The 17,255-nt window shown below is 41.2% G+C and carries 16 protein-coding genes and 3 tRNA genes; 11 read left to right on the top strand and 8 right to left on the bottom strand.

What is annotated here, in order from left to right; translation table 11 throughout:
• The first annotated feature begins 8 nt into the window (after positions 1-8).
• Positions 9-1,436: a glycoside hydrolase family 28 protein gene (locus WFY05_RS12645; protein WP_340113231.1), complete on the top strand. Its 1,428-nt coding sequence runs from the start codon at positions 9-11 to the stop codon at positions 1,434-1,436.
• Between the two features lie 207 nt (positions 1,437-1,643).
• On the opposite strand, the gene WFY05_RS12640 is transcribed toward WFY05_RS12645, so the two are convergent.
• Positions 1,644-1,717, bottom strand: a tRNA-Met gene (locus WFY05_RS12640).
• A gap of 147 nt (positions 1,718-1,864) precedes the next feature.
• Between WFY05_RS12640 and WFY05_RS12635 the strand changes: the two genes are divergently transcribed.
• The 4 genes from WFY05_RS12635 to WFY05_RS12620 all read left to right on the top strand — a co-directional run bounded on the left by WFY05_RS12635 (position 1,865) and on the right by WFY05_RS12620 (position 6,239).
• Positions 1,865-2,242 (top strand): START-like domain-containing protein, encoded by a 378-nt coding sequence (locus WFY05_RS12635; RefSeq protein WP_340113230.1) that lies wholly within the window; start codon positions 1,865-1,867, stop codon positions 2,240-2,242.
• A gap of 120 nt (positions 2,243-2,362) precedes the next feature.
• On the top strand, positions 2,363-3,844 hold the full coding sequence (locus tag WFY05_RS12630) for an LptF/LptG family permease (RefSeq protein ID WP_340113229.1): 1,482 nt from the start codon (positions 2,363-2,365) through the stop codon (positions 3,842-3,844).
• A gap of 8 nt (positions 3,845-3,852) precedes the next feature.
• Positions 3,853-5,052 carry a glycosyltransferase family 4 protein gene (locus tag WFY05_RS12625; RefSeq protein ID WP_340113228.1) on the top strand — a complete coding sequence of 400 codons (1,200 nt, stop codon included), beginning with the start codon at positions 3,853-3,855 and terminating at the stop codon, positions 5,050-5,052.
• Positions 5,052-6,239 (top strand): glycosyltransferase family 2 protein, encoded by a 1,188-nt coding sequence (locus tag WFY05_RS12620; protein WP_340113227.1) that lies wholly within the window; start codon positions 5,052-5,054, stop codon positions 6,237-6,239. Before WFY05_RS12625 ends, WFY05_RS12620 begins: the two co-directional genes overlap by 1 nt.
• A 6-nt stretch (positions 6,240-6,245) precedes the next feature.
• On the opposite strand, the gene WFY05_RS12615 is transcribed toward WFY05_RS12620, so the two are convergent.
• Positions 6,246-6,920: a TrmH family RNA methyltransferase gene (locus WFY05_RS12615; protein ID WP_340113226.1), complete on the bottom strand. Its 675-nt coding sequence runs from the start codon at positions 6,918-6,920 to the stop codon at positions 6,246-6,248.
• A gap of 75 nt (positions 6,921-6,995) precedes the next feature.
• The gene (locus WFY05_RS12610; protein ID WP_340113225.1) at positions 6,996-7,268 is read right to left on the bottom strand and encodes an HU family DNA-binding protein; all 273 of its coding nucleotides are present in this window, start codon (positions 7,266-7,268) and stop codon (positions 6,996-6,998) included.
• A gap of 284 nt (positions 7,269-7,552) precedes the next feature.
• Here WFY05_RS12610 and WFY05_RS12605 point away from each other — a divergent pair.
• From WFY05_RS12605 to WFY05_RS12595, 3 genes are all read left to right on the top strand, one after another.
• Positions 7,553-7,637, top strand: a tRNA-Ser gene (locus WFY05_RS12605).
• A gap of 206 nt (positions 7,638-7,843) precedes the next feature.
• Positions 7,844-7,916 (top strand) — tRNA-Trp (locus WFY05_RS12600).
• A 114-nt stretch (positions 7,917-8,030) separates the two neighbouring features.
• Complete coding sequence (locus tag WFY05_RS12595; protein ID WP_340113224.1) at positions 8,031-8,750, top strand: (Fe-S)-binding protein; 720 nt, start codon at positions 8,031-8,033, stop codon at positions 8,748-8,750.
• A 53-nt stretch (positions 8,751-8,803) separates the two neighbouring features.
• Here the strand turns inward: WFY05_RS12595 and WFY05_RS12590 are convergent, their stop codons facing one another.
• Positions 8,804-10,606 carry an ABC transporter ATP-binding protein gene (locus WFY05_RS12590; protein ID WP_340113223.1) on the bottom strand — a complete coding sequence of 601 codons (1,803 nt, stop codon included), beginning with the start codon at positions 10,604-10,606 and terminating at the stop codon, positions 8,804-8,806.
• A 64-nt stretch (positions 10,607-10,670) separates the two neighbouring features.
• On the bottom strand, positions 10,671-12,017 hold the full coding sequence (gene purB, locus WFY05_RS12585) for an adenylosuccinate lyase (RefSeq protein WP_340113222.1): 1,347 nt from the start codon (positions 12,015-12,017) through the stop codon (positions 10,671-10,673).
• 249 nt (positions 12,018-12,266) lie between these two features.
• Here purB and WFY05_RS12580 point away from each other — a divergent pair, with 249 nt between their 5' ends.
• The 3 genes from WFY05_RS12580 to WFY05_RS12570 all read left to right on the top strand — a co-directional run bounded on the left by WFY05_RS12580 (position 12,267) and on the right by WFY05_RS12570 (position 15,807).
• The gene (locus tag WFY05_RS12580) at positions 12,267-13,664 is read left to right on the top strand and encodes an NfeD family protein (protein WP_340113221.1); all 1,398 of its coding nucleotides are present in this window, start codon (positions 12,267-12,269) and stop codon (positions 13,662-13,664) included.
• Between the two features lie 140 nt (positions 13,665-13,804).
• A complete protein-coding gene (locus tag WFY05_RS12575) occupies positions 13,805-15,127 on the top strand; it encodes an SO_0444 family Cu/Zn efflux transporter (protein ID WP_340113220.1) in 1,323 nt (440 codons plus the stop codon).
• A gap of 14 nt (positions 15,128-15,141) precedes the next feature.
• Positions 15,142-15,807 carry a 3-keto-disaccharide hydrolase gene (locus WFY05_RS12570; RefSeq protein ID WP_340113219.1) on the top strand — a complete coding sequence of 222 codons (666 nt, stop codon included), beginning with the start codon at positions 15,142-15,144 and terminating at the stop codon, positions 15,805-15,807.
• Between the two features lie 15 nt (positions 15,808-15,822).
• On the opposite strand, the gene WFY05_RS12565 is transcribed toward WFY05_RS12570, so the two are convergent.
• Genes WFY05_RS12565 through WFY05_RS12555 form a run of 3 tightly spaced genes read right to left on the bottom strand, consistent with a single transcriptional unit; the run spans position 15,823 to position 17,153 of the window.
• The gene (locus WFY05_RS12565; protein ID WP_340113218.1) at positions 15,823-16,236 is read right to left on the bottom strand and encodes a threonyl-tRNA synthetase editing domain-containing protein; all 414 of its coding nucleotides are present in this window, start codon (positions 16,234-16,236) and stop codon (positions 15,823-15,825) included.
• A gap of 49 nt (positions 16,237-16,285) precedes the next feature.
• Positions 16,286-16,759, bottom strand: coding sequence for a heme-binding domain-containing protein (locus WFY05_RS12560; protein ID WP_340113217.1), 474 nt, complete (start codon positions 16,757-16,759; stop codon positions 16,286-16,288).
• Between the two features lies 1 nt (position 16,760).
• The gene (locus tag WFY05_RS12555; protein WP_340113216.1) at positions 16,761-17,153 is read right to left on the bottom strand and encodes a heme-binding domain-containing protein; all 393 of its coding nucleotides are present in this window, start codon (positions 17,151-17,153) and stop codon (positions 16,761-16,763) included.
• Between the last annotated feature and the right edge of the window lie 102 nt (positions 17,154-17,255).

The raw sequence follows: 17,255 nt of genomic DNA, 5'->3' as shown, positions 1-17,255 counted from the left end.
CCTGATTTATGCTAACAAATTTCAGAACTCGAGGATACAAAGGGAAATTATTTCAAACAATAGTGTTGTTTTCAGTGCTACTTTGTTTCGGTTCGTGTAACGAGAATAAGCATAAGTTGTATGATATAAGCGATTTTGGTGCTGTAAGCGATTCAATGGTTGTAAATACAAATGCAATACAAGCTGCAATTGATAAATGTGCAGAAGATGGAGGCGGGACCGTTGTTGTGCCGGCGGGTACATTTATCACAGGGGCAGTGTTTTTTAAGCAGGGCGTTAACCTTAAAATAGAAGCGGGCGGAGTTCTTAAGGGCACCACAAATATGGCAGACTACAATTTGGTTCAGACGCGTTGGGAAGGCGAAGAGCGTATTTGGGTTAGTGCACTGGTAAATGTTTTTGATGTGACAGGTTTTCACCTTAGTGGTGAGGGTACCATCGATGGTTCTGGCGACATTTGGTTTTCGCGCGGAAGAAGTTGGTTTGGCAGGTCACGAGGAACAGAGGCTTCGCAGCCCATTGTTCCAAAATATGTTGGTCCTGTCCGGGAAGGTCCGCCTTCTCTTGGAGTTAAAGGAGGATTGAATCTCACGCCGGAATCACCGGCTTACCATTTTAGGGAAGTAGAATTACCAGCCTATGCTCGTCCGCGATTGATTGCCATTCAGAACTGCAGTGATGTTGTTGTTGAGAATCTGACTTTTATGAATCAGTCGAGCTGGTGTTTATTTGTACTCTACAGTAAAAAAGTTGAGATTCGAAACCTTATTATACGTTCAGAACATTATATCCCAAGTTCCGATGGTATCGACATCGATTCTTCCGATGGAGTTCATATTATAAATGTAGATATTGACGTAAACGATGATTGTATAGCCATCAAATCAGGCAAAGACGAAGATGGACGTCGCGTAAACAGGCCCGCAGAAAATATTCTGGTTGAGAATTGTATTTTCAGGTACGGTCATGGAGGTGTTTCGATGGGCAGCGAAATGTCGGGAGGAATTCGTAATGTCACCATCAGTAATTGCACTATGATGGCAGACAATTGGGCACCCATCCGTTTTAAAACGCAACCGAGCCGTGGCGGAGTAGTAGAAAACATAACCTATCGCGATCTGGTATTGGATAATACAAAGCAGGCCTTTGAGTTTAATATGGAATGGCGTATGGTACCACCAGTCAAACCACCATCCGATCCACTTCCTGTTGTTCGTAATATCAAAATTATAAATGTAAGCGGCACCGTAGGCGATGCCGGATTTATGCACGGTTTAAAAGAAAGCCCAATTGAAAATGTAACATTTGAGAACTGTAGTATTAAGGCAAAAAAAGGTTTGTTACTCGATAATGTGAAGAACCTGGATTTGTCGGGTCTTAAAATTTCAGTTGAAGAAGGCGAGGCGATTATCCAAAGGAACATCACCGAGGAATAAGGCAAATAGCATAGTTTGGAGAAGTGAAAAACAACGGTGCATTACACTTTGAAATAGTAAGGTTAATACTCCATGTATTTACATTTCGATTGTTTCCATTCGCATGTATCCGCTTTGTTAGTTTTTGAAGGTCTTTTTTTGATGCAAATTTGGTGCAAATAAAAAGGGCTCACAACTTAATTCGGTTGTGAACCCCTTTGTTTTCAGTAGCGAGAGGCGGGCTTGAACCGCCGACCTCATGATTATGAATCATGCGCTCTAACCAGCTGAGCTACCTCGCCATTTGCCTTGAAAAAGGCGGTGCAAATATAGTATTTATTTTTATTTCGATGCCCTTTTGCCCATTTTTTTCAAATGAAGTTTTATGTGGTAAATTTTGCCGCTTGTAAGTTCCATTCTTATTAACTATATTGCCGAAAATCAGACTTATGACAAAAATAAAAGTACAACTGGAGTACCTGATAAACTGCTCTCCAAAAGTTTTATACAACAGACTTAGTACGGCTTCTGGATTAACAGAATGGTTTGCCGACGATGTGAAAGTTAGAGGTAAAAAATATACTTTTATTTGGGACAATTCGGAACAAACCGCCGAGATGACACTTCACAAAGAAAACCGCCTGGTGAGATATACCTGGTTGGATGAGGAGGATGAATCGTATTTCGAATTTAAAATTACACGCGACGAACTTACCGGTGATGTATCCTTAATTATTACCGATTTTACCGAAGAAGATGAAGAGGATGAAACCCGCGGACTTTGGAATACACAGGTTGCCGATTTGAAACATGTACTCGGATCGTAAATCAACTTCCCAAACACATATGGTTCTTTAGTTTCTGCTAACCATTATTAACTTTTTTTACTTTAGTAATTCCCAAAATAACTTAGCTTTGTACACGTTTCTCAAAAGGAACCGGAAAACATGAAGCGTTTAGATTTATACGTTATACGATCGTTTATTGGGCCATTTTTCATGACCTTCTTCATCGTACTTTTTATCCTGCTCATGCAGTTTTTATGGAAGTATGTTGACGACCTCGTGGGCAAGGGATTGGATTTTATGGTTTTAGCCGAAATGATGTTCTACGCTTCTTTTGCATTATTACCGCTGGCCTTTCCTTTGGCTATGTTATTGGCTTCCATCATGACTTTTGGTTCGCTGGGCGAGAACTATGAACTGGTTGCCATAAAAGCATCCGGTATATCATTATTCCGAATAATGAAACCGCTGGTTGTTATCGCAATAGCAATTACTGCTGCTGCTTTTTATTTCTCGAATAATATCATCCCCAAAACCAACCTTAAATTTTCGACTTTGCTTTACAGTGTAAAAAAGCAAAAGCCGGAACTGGTGGTACAGCCCGGAATTTTTACCAATGAAATGGACGGTTACAGTATTAAGGTGAGCCGCAAAAACAGTAAAACAAAAATGCTCTACGATGTGATGATCTATGATCATACAAAAGGCCAGGCGAACGAAAGTGTGACTGTGGCCGATTCCGGTTTTATGAAGATCACTGAGGATAAAAAGTTTATGGTACTAAACCTTTTTCACGGCATTAATTATACCGAGGAAAAATCGAAAGGCGACAGAGATCGGGATAATCACGCTTTTCAACGCAATAAATTTGAAGAGCAGACCATTCGTGTTGCACTTCGTGGTTTTGATTTTAACCGTCGCGACGAAAGCATTTTCAGAAATCAGTACCGAATGCTTAACATCGATCAGTTGAGGTGGGCCGAAGATTCAATCTCGTCAGATTACCGTACTCGTCTTAATAAATACATGTTGCAGCTTTCACCAAACCAGGTCATTAATCGGAAGATGGTGAATTTAATAGCCCTTCACGATTCACTAAAACGAGATATACCTGTACCTGAAGCCGATTCGGTTTTCGATTTTGATGCCTATTTCTCGGGACTTGACAAATGGGTACAAGCCGACATAACCAGAACAGCGATCCAGAATGCCCGTTCGAATATGCAAACCATTAATATGTACCAGGGGCAACTTTATGTGAAAAAGAAGAACCTGAACAAATACTCGATGGAATTCCACCGGAAGTTTACCCTTTCAATTGCAGTACTTATTTTCTTTTTCATAGGGGCGCCGCTTGGAGCAATCATTCGAAAAGGCGGACTTGGAATGCCTGTAATCGTTTCCATCCTGCTTTTCATTTTTTACTACATAGTTTCCATGAGTGGCGAGAAATCGGCGCGTGAAGATGCCTGGTCGATGTTCAACGGGATGTGGTTTTCATCTTTTATTTTTCTGCCGGTGGGTGTATGGTTGACCTATAAGGCAGTAACCGATTCGGCCATTATGTCCGCCGAAACTTATACCCGCTTTTTCAATCGCCTGGGCTTATCGAAGCTGTTCGGTAAAAAGAACAAATCGGAATAAATGTTTTTATGAGAATACTACAGGTAAGTAATAAAGTTCCTTATCCTACCAAAGATGGTGGAGCCATTGCCGCAATGAACCTAATTAAGGGATTCTCGCACCTTGGTCACGAGGTAACCGTACTTTCCATGAGTACACTAAAGCATCGAATTTCGGTTGAAGAACTTCCGGAAGGAGTCGCCGACCTGGCCAATTTTCGTTTTGTTGACGTGCCGGCCCGGATAAGCGCCTTGAGGGCAATTGTCAATCTTTTATTTTCATCGCAACCCTACAACGCCATTCGTTTTATCGATAAAAATTTTTCGGATGAACTGGAACAGGTACTTGACGAAAAGGAGTTCGATGTAATTCAGCTCGAAGGTTTGTATGTTTGTCCCTATATTCCACTGATTCGAAAAAAATCGAAAGCACTGATCGTTTATCGTGCCCATAATGTTGAATTCGAAATTTGGCAGCGTACAGCTAAATTGTCGAAAGGACTTTTTAAATATTACCTGGCTAATCTGACCAAACGAATCAAGAATTTCGAAACAAAGTTACTGAACAGTTACGATGTTATTGTGCCGATCACGGATCGGGATAAGAACAAGCTGAATGAAATGGGTAATACAAAGCCCGCACAGGTTTCCCAAACGGGTATCGACAGTTCGGTGCTGATTCCCAATGCACGAAATCTCGAATATCCTTCATTGTTTCATATTGGCTCCATGGAATGGTCGCCAAACCAGGAAGGTTTGATGTGGTTTATTGACAAGTGCTGGCCTGTTTTGAATGAAAAATTTACGGATTTGAAATTTTATGTGGCCGGACGAGGAACGCCAGATTGGCTGCAAAAGAGACTTAAAATGCCAAATGTCGAGTTTTTAGGTGAAGTTGATGATGCTTATCAGTTCATGAACTCGAAAGCAATAATGGTGGTACCCCTATTCTCGGGAAGTGGGATGCGCATTAAAATCATTGAAGGAATGGCCCTTGGGAAAAGCATTGTATCAACTACAATTGGCGCCGAAGGTATTGATTTAGAGCCCGGAAAACATTTATTGGTGGCTAACAATGAAGATGAATTTGTTGAAGCTATTTCGAAACTGGTGGAGGACAAAGAACTGTTCACGCAATTGGGAGAAAATGCCATCGACTTTATCCATGAAAAATTTGATAACTTAGCCACGGCAGGCAAACTGATTGACTTTTATAAACAGCATTTGTAATGATCTTAACCACCTTATTCTGGTTGTTGTTTTTTATTATCGTTTATACCTACGCCGGGTATGGAATACTTTTGTGGGGGCTGGTTCAACTCAAAAAACTATTCTCCAAAAACGATACACCCTTCGATGAAAGTTACGAGCCCGAAGTCTGTCTTTTTGTGACTGCCTTTAATGAAAAGGACTACATTGCTGAAAAGGTGGAAAATTCTTTCTCCCTGGATTATCCAAAGGAAAAGATCCAATACGTGTGGGTGACCGACGGTTCGGACGACGGTACACCTGATCTGTTAAAAAAATACAGCGAACTGGAAGTGTATCATCAACCCGAGCGGAGAGGGAAGATGCATGCCATGAATCGTGGAATGAAATTCGTAAAGGCACCGATCGTTATTTTTTCTGATACAAACACAATCCTGGGTAAGCAATCGATTCGTGAAATTGTGAGGCAATTCAGCAACGAAAAAGTGGGATGCGTTGCCGGCGAAAAAAGAATTATTGAACACGATACCGAAAGTGCTGCGGGGGCAGGAGAGGGGCTTTACTGGAAACTGGAGTCGTGGATAAAAAAATACGATTCGGAGCTTAATACGGCCGTTGGTGCCGTTGGGGAATTGTTTGCTGTTCGAACTCATCTTTTTGAAGATGTGGAAACCGATACCTTGCTCGATGATTTTATAATTTCGTTGCGAATTGCACAAAAAGGGTATAAAATTGCTTACACTCCTGAAGCCTATGCGCAGGAAACCGCATCATTAAATGTAAAGGAAGAACTAAAAAGAAAAGTAAGGATCGCAGCCGGTGGTGTGCAGACCATTTTCAGATTGAGCTCGTTATTGAACATATTTAGAAACGGATTACTAACCTGGCAATATATTTCACATAAAGTTTTGCGATGGACGATCACTCCAATATCTGTTTTTCTGTTATATGTCGTTAACTTTTTTGTGGTCGTGAAAAACAGAAGTTGGGCACCGGATGATTTCTACACCGTGTTCTTTTACATCCAGAGTTTGTGTTATTGGGTAGCATTGATAGGCTGGTATTTCGAGAATAAAAAAATAAGGCTGAAGTTATTTTTTGCGCCCTATTATTTTGTGATGATCAATTATGCTGCCATTCTGGGAATTCTGCGCTATTTCAAAGGGAGGCAGTCTGTGAACTGGGAAAAATCGAAACGTGCTATGTAATCATTTTTAAAGATCCCCTTTCAGAAAACGTTGCTCAATTAATTCGCTTCGTTTTATGGTTTTCCTGATCCATTCAAGTTTAATCTCGTCTTTTTCTGTGTCACTTAATTGCCAGTTGATTCTTTCGTCCTGGCGCATTTTTAAAGTAAGGTGGTGAAGAATTATGGCTGCCGAAACCGAAATATTAAAACTTTCGGTGAAACCGTACATCGGAATCTTCAGAAATTCATCCGCTTCATTCATTATTCGGCTTGTAATGCCCGGAAGTTCGGAGCCAAAAACAAGGGCGGCTTTTCCTTTCGAAACATCAAAATCGTGCAGTTGCTGATCATTGGTGTGTGGAGTTGTGGCTACAATCCGGTAGCCTTGAGCTTTTAGATGTTTGATAGCCTGCAGACTGTTCTGTTCCTTTTCGTTGTATTTTTTTAGCGATAACCACTTTGAAGAACCCAGCGAAACCTCTCGGTTGACTTCAAAGGTATTTCGGTTCTCAATAATGTGTACATCTTGTAACCCAAAACAATCGCAGGTACGCAAAACGGCACTGGCATTTTGCGGCTGGTAAATGTCTTCCAGTACAACCGTTAAATAACGCGTGCGCATTTCAAGCACTTTGTTAAATAAATCTTGGCGCTGCGGGGTCAGGTATCCTGATAAATAAGTAAGCAGATCTTTGTTCATGGTTAAAAGCTTAGGCTACAAACATAAAAAAGGGAAGCAATAGTGCCTCCCTTTAAATTTTTTTGCCAGGTATCGTTATGATACTGCGTCTGCTAATTCAGCGCCAGCTTTAAATTTAACAACCTTTTTAGCAGGGATTTGAATTTCTTTACCAGTTTGTGGATTTCTACCTGTTCTGGCACCACGTTCAGAGATAGAGAAGGAACCAAATCCAATAAGAGCTACTCTATCACCGCTTTTAAGAGCGTCAGTAGTTGCATCAACAAATGCGTCTAAAGCTTTTTTTGCGTCAGCTTTGCTTAGGCCAGCTTTTTCGGCCATTGCTTCAATTAATTGTGCTTTATTCATAAGGCAAAATTTAAAAAATTAATTAAGTGATTGAAATTAAAATACTTAGTATTTATAATTTGTTAAAACATAAGTTTCGTTTAGTTCTGAAGTTCATACTGTATTTCTTTCGAACAATCAGTAAAATCAAGCGTTTCAGAAGCCTTTTCTTAAGGCATAGCTAAATTCAGAAATAAGTTTTAAAAAACCAAGCGCTGCAACCCTTTTTTTTTCAGCATTTTCAGAAAAATTTGTAAAAAATGGTTTTGCGGTTTAAAAAAATCATATACTTTTGCACCGCATCCGGAGAGATGGCAGAGTGGTCGAATGCGGCGGTCTTGAAAACCGTTGTACCGCGAGGTACCGGGGGTTCGAATCCCTCTCTCTCCGCAAAAGGTTCATCGGATTTTACGGTGGACCTTTCCTTTTTTTATCCTGTTGATAACTTTTTTACAGGTCGCCCGGTATTCGGGCATTTCAGCAGGATTTGGACAGTTTTTTTATTTCGGAAAATAAATTTTACTCCGCTTAGGTAATTTAGAATGAATTATTATATTTGCAGTCGCTAAAGCGAAAGGGGTGAAAAGCTCCAAAATACGGGTGTAGCTCAGTTGGTAGAGCACTGGTCTCCAAAACCAGGTGTCGGGCGTTCGAGTCGCTCCTCCCGTGCCGTTCAAGAGAGGTTTTACATTGTAAGACCTCTTTTTTTATGTGTTTATTTAAAACTGCAACGAAACACGAATTCCCCATCTTTTCACTATTTTCAATTCCAAAATGAATCGTATGCAAGTTGAAGCTTTTATTCCATGTTTTATCGATCAGTTTTATCCCGAAACTGCCTCGAATTTTATAAAGGTGTTGGAAAGGGCTGGATGTGAAGTCTATTACAATCCCGAACAAACCTGTTGTGGTCAGCCGGCATTTAACAGCGGTTACTGGGATGAAGCGCATAAAGTGGCTTCAAAGTTTATTGATGACTTTTCTGGGTCAGAGCTAGTTGTTACTCCTTCGGCCTCATGCAGTGGGTTTGTACGCAATTATTATCCTGAGGTTTTTAAAGATCATTCGGAAAAAGAAGAGGCTTCAACAATCGGCAGAAAGCTAATAGAGTTTTCCGATTTTTTGGTGAATCACATAAACGTGGTGGACATCGGAGCTGAATTCAATCATAAAGTTACTTTTCACGATTCTTGTGCCGGATTGAGGGAATATGGAATAGAGGATGAGCCGCGCAAATTACTGGCGCACGTTACAGGACTGGAACTTATTGAAATGGAAAACCGTGCAACTTGTTGCGGCTTTGGTGGTACATTCGCTGCAAAATTCCATAATATTTCGACGGCTATGACTGAGCAGAAAGTTGAAAACGCGTTAAAAACAGGAGCCGAATACATTGTTTCTACCGAAGCATCGTGTTTGATGAACCTGGAAGCGTACATACGAAAACAGCAACTTCCGATAAAGACTATTCATTTAGCCGATATATTGGCCAGCGGTTGGTAGAATCTTTTGCTTTTTGGGCCCAAAGCTCCAGGCTCTGAGCTCGTGGTTCGATATTAAAATACCTGCATTTTGTGCAAGCGTGTATATCTGCCATTTTGTTTCAGAAGCTCATCGTGCGTGCCGCGTTCAACTATTCTGCCTTCATCAAGTACACAGATCAGGTCGGCATTTTTTATGGTAGAAAGCCGGTGTGCGATCACCAGCGAAGTGCGGTTTTTCATTAGGTTCTCAAGCGCTTCCTGAACCAGACGTTCCGATTCAGTATCCAAAGCTGATGTAGCTTCGTCGAGGATAAGAATTGGAGGATTCCGCAGGATAGCCCTGGCAATAGAGATCCGCTGTTTTTGTCCTCCTGAAAGTTTGTCGCCGCGGTCTCCGATTTTGGTTTGGTAGCCATTTTCGCTGGCCATAATAAATTCGTGCGCATTGGCAATTTTCGCTGCTTTTATGACGGCTTCAACCGAAGCATCTTCCACCCCAAAAGCAATGTTGTTAAAAATGGTGTCGTTAAACAAAATCGGCTCCTGGTTTACATTCCCGATCAGGTTACGAAGTGAATGAAGCTTCAAGTCGCGAATGTCGGTCCCGTCAATTTTAATGCTGCCGGTACTGATGTCCCAAAAGCGAGGTAACAAATCGACAAAAGTAGTTTTTCCGCTCCCTGATGAACCCACCAAAGCAATGGTTTTTCCTTTCTTAATTTCGAGTGAAACCTCGTTAAGTACAGTAGCTTTTTCGTAGGCAAAGCTCACATTTTCGTATTCAATACTCTTATTAAATGCACTTATTTCTTTTGCATCCGGTTTATCAGTAATTGTAACTTCAGCGGCCAGAACATGATCGATGCGTTGCATGGAAGCCAAACCTTTTTCGATGCTGTAAAGTGCCGTTGAGAATGCTTTCGCAGGGTTGATTATTCCGTAGAAAAATACCAGGTAACCTATAAATTCAGCAGCCGATAACGACGATTTACCACTTCCCAAAATAATGGTTCCACCGTACCAAAGTACAATTACAATAACAATGGTTCCGAGGAATTCGCTGGCCGGGTGTGCCAAATGACGTCGCCACATCAGGCGGTTCATAATTGAGCGGTAGTTGCTGTTCTCGTTTTGAAAACGATTAATGGCTTTACCTTCGGCATTGAACGATTTTATGATCCGTAATCCGGAAAGATCTTCCTCTATGATCGATAAAATCTCGCCCAGTTTATCCTGTCCTTTTGATGAAACACGTTTCAGGCTCCTTCCAATTCGCCCGATGATAAAACCGGTAACGGGAAGCATGATGAACACAAACAAAGTCAGCGACCAACTCATATAAATCATTGCTGCCAGAAAGACAGCAATCAATATGGGATTCTTGATCATCATTCCCAATGAGTTGGCAATGGAATTCTCAACTTCCTGCACATCGCTGGTAATACGCGCCATAATATCGCCTTTACGCTCTTCTGAAAAATACCCCAGCGGCAAGCCGATGATTTTCCTGTAAATTAGGGTGCGGATATCGAAAACAATGCCGTTGCGCAAACCAATCAATACAAAATCCGACAGGTAAGTAAAACCGACTTTGAATAAAGTGGTGGTAACTAAAATTACTCCGATGAGTAATAAAGCCTGCTGCTGGCCATGTTCAATAATAAACTGACTGATGTAATAGTTAATGTTGTGGGTGATGGCATCGGCAGAAAATGAAAATTCCACCTTTTCGGTGACCAGTTCTTTGGTTTGGAAGAGTATATCCAACGCGGGAATAAGCATGGCAAACGAAAAGACGCCAAAAATCGCTCCCAGCAAGTTGTAAAAGATATTCAAAACGACCTTCCACTTGTAAGGCGGAACAAATCGTTTCATTAATTTCAGAAAATCTCTCATAGTTATTAAGCAGCCGGGTTACCTTTTTCTAAATCGAAGCACTTTAAAAGATACCGGTGTAATTCTGCGGTGTTATGGCTTTCAGTTCATCTTTCACACTATCATTAACGTCGAGTGTGTCGATAAAATTATGGATCGCTTCTTTATTGATCACCTCATTTTTACGGGTGAGGTCTTTTAATGCTTCATATGGATTCGGGAAAAACTCACGGCGCAGAATGGTTTGAATGGCTTCGGCCACAACTGCCCAGTTATCTTCCAGGTCTTTTTCGATGGCCGGAGTATTGATCAGCAGTTTATTTAACCCTTTTAACGTTGATTTGATGGCTATAATGGTGTGACCAAACGGCACACCTATAAAGCGTGTAACGGTGGAATCGGTCAGGTCGCGCTGCAAACGCGAAACCGGAAGTTTTTGTGCCAGTTGCTCGAAACCTGCATTGGCAATCCCGATGTTTCCTTCCGAATTCTCAAAATCGATCGGATTCACTTTGTGTGGCATGGTCGACGAGCCTACTTCCCCTTTTTTGATTTTTTGCTTGAAATAGTTCATCGACACATAAGTCCAGATATCACGGTCCAGGTCGAGAATGATATTATTGATCCGTTTCAATGCATCGAAAATGGCGCTATGATTGTCGTAATGCGAAATTTGCGTAGTGAATTGCGAACGGTGAAGCCCCAGTTTTTCCTTCAGAAAATTGTTGGCAAATTCTTCCCAGTTAATGTCGGGATAAGCCACATGGTGTGCGTTAAAGTTTCCGGTTGCACCGCCAAATTTAGCGTCGATGGCAATTGATTTTAAATGCACCACCTGCACCATAATCCGTTCAATAAAGACTTTAATTTCTTTTCCCAGTTTTGTTGGCGATGCGGGCTGGCCATGGGTTTTTGCCAGCATCGGAATTTCATTCCACTCATTAGCTAAAGTCAACAGTTTTTCAATCAATTGCTGCAATATCGGGTGGTATTCGTTTTCAAGTGCATCCTGAATCGATTTTGGAATGGCTGTATTGTTGGCGTCCTGCGATGTGAGTGCAAAGTGAATAAACTCTTTATACTTTGCCAAACCCAGTTTGTCGAATTCTTCTTTAATGAAATACTCAACAGCTTTAACATCATGATTGGTAACGCTTTCGATATCCTTAATGCGTTGTGCATCATCCACTGAGAAGTTCGTATAAAGATCGCGTAACTTTTCCAGTTTGTCTCTTTCAATGCCGGCAAGCTGAGGCAAAGGAATCTCGCACAGGGCAATAAAATATTCAACTTCGGTGAGCAAACGATATTTGATTAGTGCAAATTCGCTAAAATAATTACCCAGTCCTTCAACTTTGTTGCTGTATCTTCCGTCAACCGGAGATATGGCTGTCAACGTATTCAATTCCATTTCGCTAATAATATTAAGCCGCAAATTTAACAATTTAAAAGGATGAAGAGGTAGTTCAGAAGTCAATTTCAAAACTTTAACGATTAGCAAATCTAAGCACTTGAAATCTGTTTGTCTTTTAACATCGTCAAATTTGATCGTTCAAAGCCGGGATCAGTAAACGTCATGTGTTTTGTACCTCTTGTATTACCAATCTGTTTACTTTTAATGTATCTTCGTAAAAATCGTGATCGGTAAACTGTATCAACTATGAGGAAATACTGGATACTTCTTTTGTTATTGGTTTCACTGGTGGTTTACGCACAGGAAACACAAAAAGCGCTGGTGTATAAAATTAACATCATGCAGAACATTACACCTGCCACGCAGCGTCAGGTAAAACAGGCATTTGCAGAAGCAGATTCTCTGCATGCCGATTATTTTCTGATTCATATGAATACGTATGGAGGAACAGTGCTCGATGCCGATTCCATTCGTACAATGATCCTGCAAAGCAAAATTCCAGTGTATGTTTTTATCGATAACAACGCGGCTTCAGCTGGAGCGCTTATTTCTATTGCTTGCGATGGCATCTACATGCGTCCGGGTTCCAGCATTGGGGCAGCAACGGTGGTGAACCAAACCGGAGAAGCCATGCCCGATAAATACCAGAGTTACATGCGTTCGACAATGCGTGCAACTGCGGAGGCCCATGGAAAAGATACAATAATTACAGCCGAAAATGATACTCTGTTTGAGTGGTTTCGCGATCCCTTAATTGCCGAAGCCATGGTTGATCAAAGTATTTATGTGGAGGGGATCTCCGATACCGGAAAGGTGTTGACATTTACCCCTATGGAAGCAATGGAACATGGATTCTGCGAGGGAATTGCCGAAACTGTTGATGAGGTGATGGAGCAAATCGGAGTTGAAGACTTTGAGTTGGTGACTTATGAACCAACCTTGATCGAAAAAATCATCGGATTCCTGGTTAACCCGGTTGTTTCGGGACTGCTGATCATGGCGATAATAGGAGGTATTTATTTCGAAATGCAATCGCCCGGAATAGGCTTTCCTCTTGGAATTGCCATACTGGCCGCCATTTTGTATTTCGCTCCGCTTTACCTCGAAGGATTGGCTGCCAACTGGGAAATTGTAATTTTCGTGGTAGGTATCATCCTGATCTTTATTGAGATCTTTGCCATTCCCGGCTTTGGAGTGGCGGGTATTATTGGAGTTATACTGGTGTTTACAGGTTTGGTTTTAAGCCTGGTCGACAATGTTAATTTCGATTTTGAAGGTGTTCAACTTCGTGGTTTTGGTGTGGCAGTAACTACGGTCGTTTTGGGTATATTCGGTGGATTTTTGATGGCACTGTACCTCGGCAGAAAAGTTTTTACAGCCGAATCCGGTATGTTTAAGAACTTTGCTTTGAATACCGTTCAGCATGCCAATGAGGGATACATAAGTGTTGAAACGAGTATGCTAACCTTAAAAGGGAAAGAAGGGCACGCACATACCGTTCTTCGCCCGGGTGGAAAAGTAATGATCGAAGGTGAAGTTTACGATGCGATAGCCGAAACCGGATTTATCGAAAGAGCTGAACAAGTTGTTGTAACACGCATTGAAGCTACTCAAATTTATGTAGATAAACCTGAAAACAGTTAGTTCGTTCGGTTCCCTTTACTTCGACGTATCCCTAAAATCTGAAATTTATTTCCGGAATTCTGTAAAAGGAATTGCCTTTTATCCTGTTTACTTTGTAAGCAACAAAACAAGCCATTGGTTGAGTTGTTTATTTATTTGCTATGATTGAATTTGTTGGTAATTATATTACAGAATTGTGGAGACTGGTGCTGGAAATGGCGCCGTGGTTGTTGCTGGGATTAATATTTGCGGGTTTGCTTAAAGTTTACTTTCCGCAAAAGCATATAGATAAATACCTGGGGAAGAAGAACTTTAAATCGGCATTAAACGGTTCGGTACTCGGAATTCCAATGCCGCTGTGTTCGTGTGGTGTAATTCCGACGGGGATTTCGTTTTACAAAGATGGTGCTTCAAAAGGTGCCACAAATTCATTCCTGATTTCAACGCCGCAAACCGGTGTCGATTCCATATTTGCCACCTATTCGATGTTAGGCTGGCCGTTTGCGGTCCTTCGCCCGATTGTAGCCTTTATTACTGGTGTTGTTGGAGGAACACTTACAAACTGGTTGGTTAAAGATCAGCCCAAACCAAGACCGGCCTCACCTTTTGCTGATTTTAAACTGGATGTGAAAACAGTAAGCGGAACTGAAACATGTAATGATGATTCGTGTGGTTGTCATGAGCCACGAAAAAACGATAGCCGTCATTCGCTGGTGCGGGCTGCCGACTATGCTTTTGTTGAATTGCTGCAGGATATTGCAAGGTGGTTGGTTATCGGATTTCTTCTGGCTGCCCTGATTTCAGTTCTGATTCCCGACGATTTTTTTAGTCGTTTTCAAGGCTGGGGAATTGTAGAGATTTTACTGGTTTTGGCAGCTTCCGTTCCTATTTATATTTGTGCTACTGGTTCTATTCCGGTTGCTGCGGTGCTTTTGATGAAAGGTGTTTCACCCGGAGCGGCCCTGGTATTTTTAATGGCCGGTCCGGCTACAAATGTGGCCACCATGACAGTTTTGGGTAAAACCATGGGAAGGAAATCATTGACGGTTTATATGGCCACTATTATTGGTGGAGCCGTGTTGTTTGGTTTACTTACCAACTGGCTGATTCCTGCTGATTTTATTTTAAGCAAAGTCATGCATGTTCATGGCGATGGAAGTGAGCATCAAATGCTTCCGAACTGGTTGGAATGGACTTCAGCAATTCTCCTGATTGGATCAATTGCAGGTGGTTACTTTTATTTGAAATACAGAAAAAGTGCAGGGATGAAAGAAATGGAGGGTACCACATACATTGTTGAAGGTATGACCTGTTCTCACTGCGAAGCCAGTGTGAAACGTAACCTGGAATCGATAAAAGGTATTCAGGAAGTAATGGCCAGCAATGATTCAAATACCGTAAAAATTATTGGATCGGGGTATAAAGAAGATAAAATAAGGCAGACAATTCAGGAAATAGGTTATAAATTTGTAGGTAAAGCATAGACTGTTACCGCAAAATGTTGTCGAAAGTTTTTATCATTTTGATTTTAATTGCACTTATTGCCTGTACTTCGGGAAATAAGTCCGAAGAAAATCAGACCGTGGTTTCCTTGCAAGAGAATATCCCGGAGCAGGCTCAAGCTTTGTTCAATGGTAAAACGCTTGATAATTGGGAAATCACCAATTTTGGAACACAAGGTCCCGTTCGGGTTTCGGGTGGAAAAATTGTTATTGGAATGGGCGACGGTTGCAGTGGGATCAATTTTACTGAAGCTTTTCCAAAGGTCAATTACGAAGTGGGCCTTGACGCTCGAAAAACATCAGGAAACGATTTTTTCTGCGGATTAACATTTCCTGTTAATGAAAAGTTTTGTTCACTGATTGTTGGAGGCTGGGGAGGCCCGGTTGTGGGACTAAGTACCATTGATGGTATTGATGCGTCGGAGAATGAAACAGAAACGCTGATGCGTTTTGAGAAGGATCAATGGTACAACATTCGGTTAAAGGTTAGTGAATCCAAAATTACTGCATGGATTGATGATGAGCTTGTTGTGGATTTTGATTACCAAAATCGGGAGCTTGGAATTCGTCCTGAAGTCAGCCTTTCACGGCCGCTGGGTATTTGTACCTGGATGACCACTGCTGAAATTAAAAACATCTGGTTCAGGGAATTTTCAGAATAAGCTATGCACTCTTTCTTACAAACTCGCCCATATTCTGGCCAGTGAATATCCCGGTGCTTTTATCTGCAGATCAAGAAAATAGCCAAATGGTGTTTGTGCCGTTTCAAAATCAGCATTTTGAAGACGTTTTTCCGCAAGGTCGAACAATTCTTTTGTGAACTCCACAGATGCTTTAGATTCTGAAAGATGCGCAAATGAATGCAAAATTACCTTTTTACAGTTGTTTTTTCGGGCCGTCCATTTGAGGTGGTTCACCAGTTTTTTTTCGCGGCTTTTGACGTCATTTTCTTCATCACTTTCTTCTACCTGAATAAAAGCCAGAATGGAGTCTGTAAAACTCGCACCTTCAGTATTTTCTTCCGCCGATTCCAGATTTTTTATTTGAGGAGTGTAGCCAAATTCCTCGACATACATAACAAGCACCTTCATTTTTCGAATTTTACATTCAAATATAGGGCATTTATGCACTTGACGAAAACTACTCTGAAAAACTGTTTTTTAAAAGTTCTTCGCTCAGTTCGGTCGTCCATTTTTCAATGGCAGCTATTTGTTCGTCGCTCAACCGGGCATTTGGGTGCATAAATTTATACGATTTTAAGGGCATGGTTTTTCGCTTGGTTTCCTGCGCAATTTCCTCAAGCGTGGTAATTTTATCGTAAATATCCAGTTTGCCCCATTCCGAGAAATTTAACTCGTCTTTTCCTTCACGGATGTGGTCATCCACCATCCACGAAACCGGAGAAATTCTGTCGTACCAAGGGTATCGGGTAATGTTGGAATGGCAATCGAAACACGATTCCTTTAAGATTGTTCCGATATTTTCGGGAACATCATGTTGCTGAAGAATATCGGCATCCGTTATTTCTCCTTTGTTGGGGGTAGGTTGAAAAAACTGGATGACAATAAATCCTAAGATAAGGACAATGAGAACTGCACGGATGATTTTGCGCATTTTACATTCCTTTCACCAGTTTTTCGGCTTCGGCTTTTGCCCACTTCATCAACACTTTTTTCTCGTCTTCCGTTAGCTTTTTATCCGGGTAATGATCAAGAAATTTCTTGGGTGGCATTTCGTTTTCGCCCAGTACCTCGTTAATTTTCTTGTAAGAACTGATTTGCTTCATTTTCGACAGATCGGCAAAGGCTTTAAAATCCAGGTCTTCCTTGGCTTTGTCGTTTTTCGAGTCGGTATTGTGGCAGCCAAAGCATTTGTTCTGGATTACGGCTTTCACATCGTCAGGCATACTAGTCGGAGGATAACTTTCGGTTTTATCCGAATCGTTGGCCATTACTGACAAGGAAAAAATGCCTAAGAAAAAAAAGCTAAGTGTAAATTTCGTTTTCATAAGGATCAATATTAAGTTTCTAACAGTTTCACATAATAACATCAAAGAGCATCATTTTGTTGAAAATTTAATGCTGATAATGCTGTCGAAAATATTTTATGT

It is taken from the genome of Maribellus mangrovi (genome assembly GCF_037646455.1).
Lineage (GTDB): Bacteria > Bacteroidota > Bacteroidia > Bacteroidales > Prolixibacteraceae > Draconibacterium > Draconibacterium mangrovi_A.
This window is presented reverse-complemented; position numbering and strand designations above follow the sequence as displayed.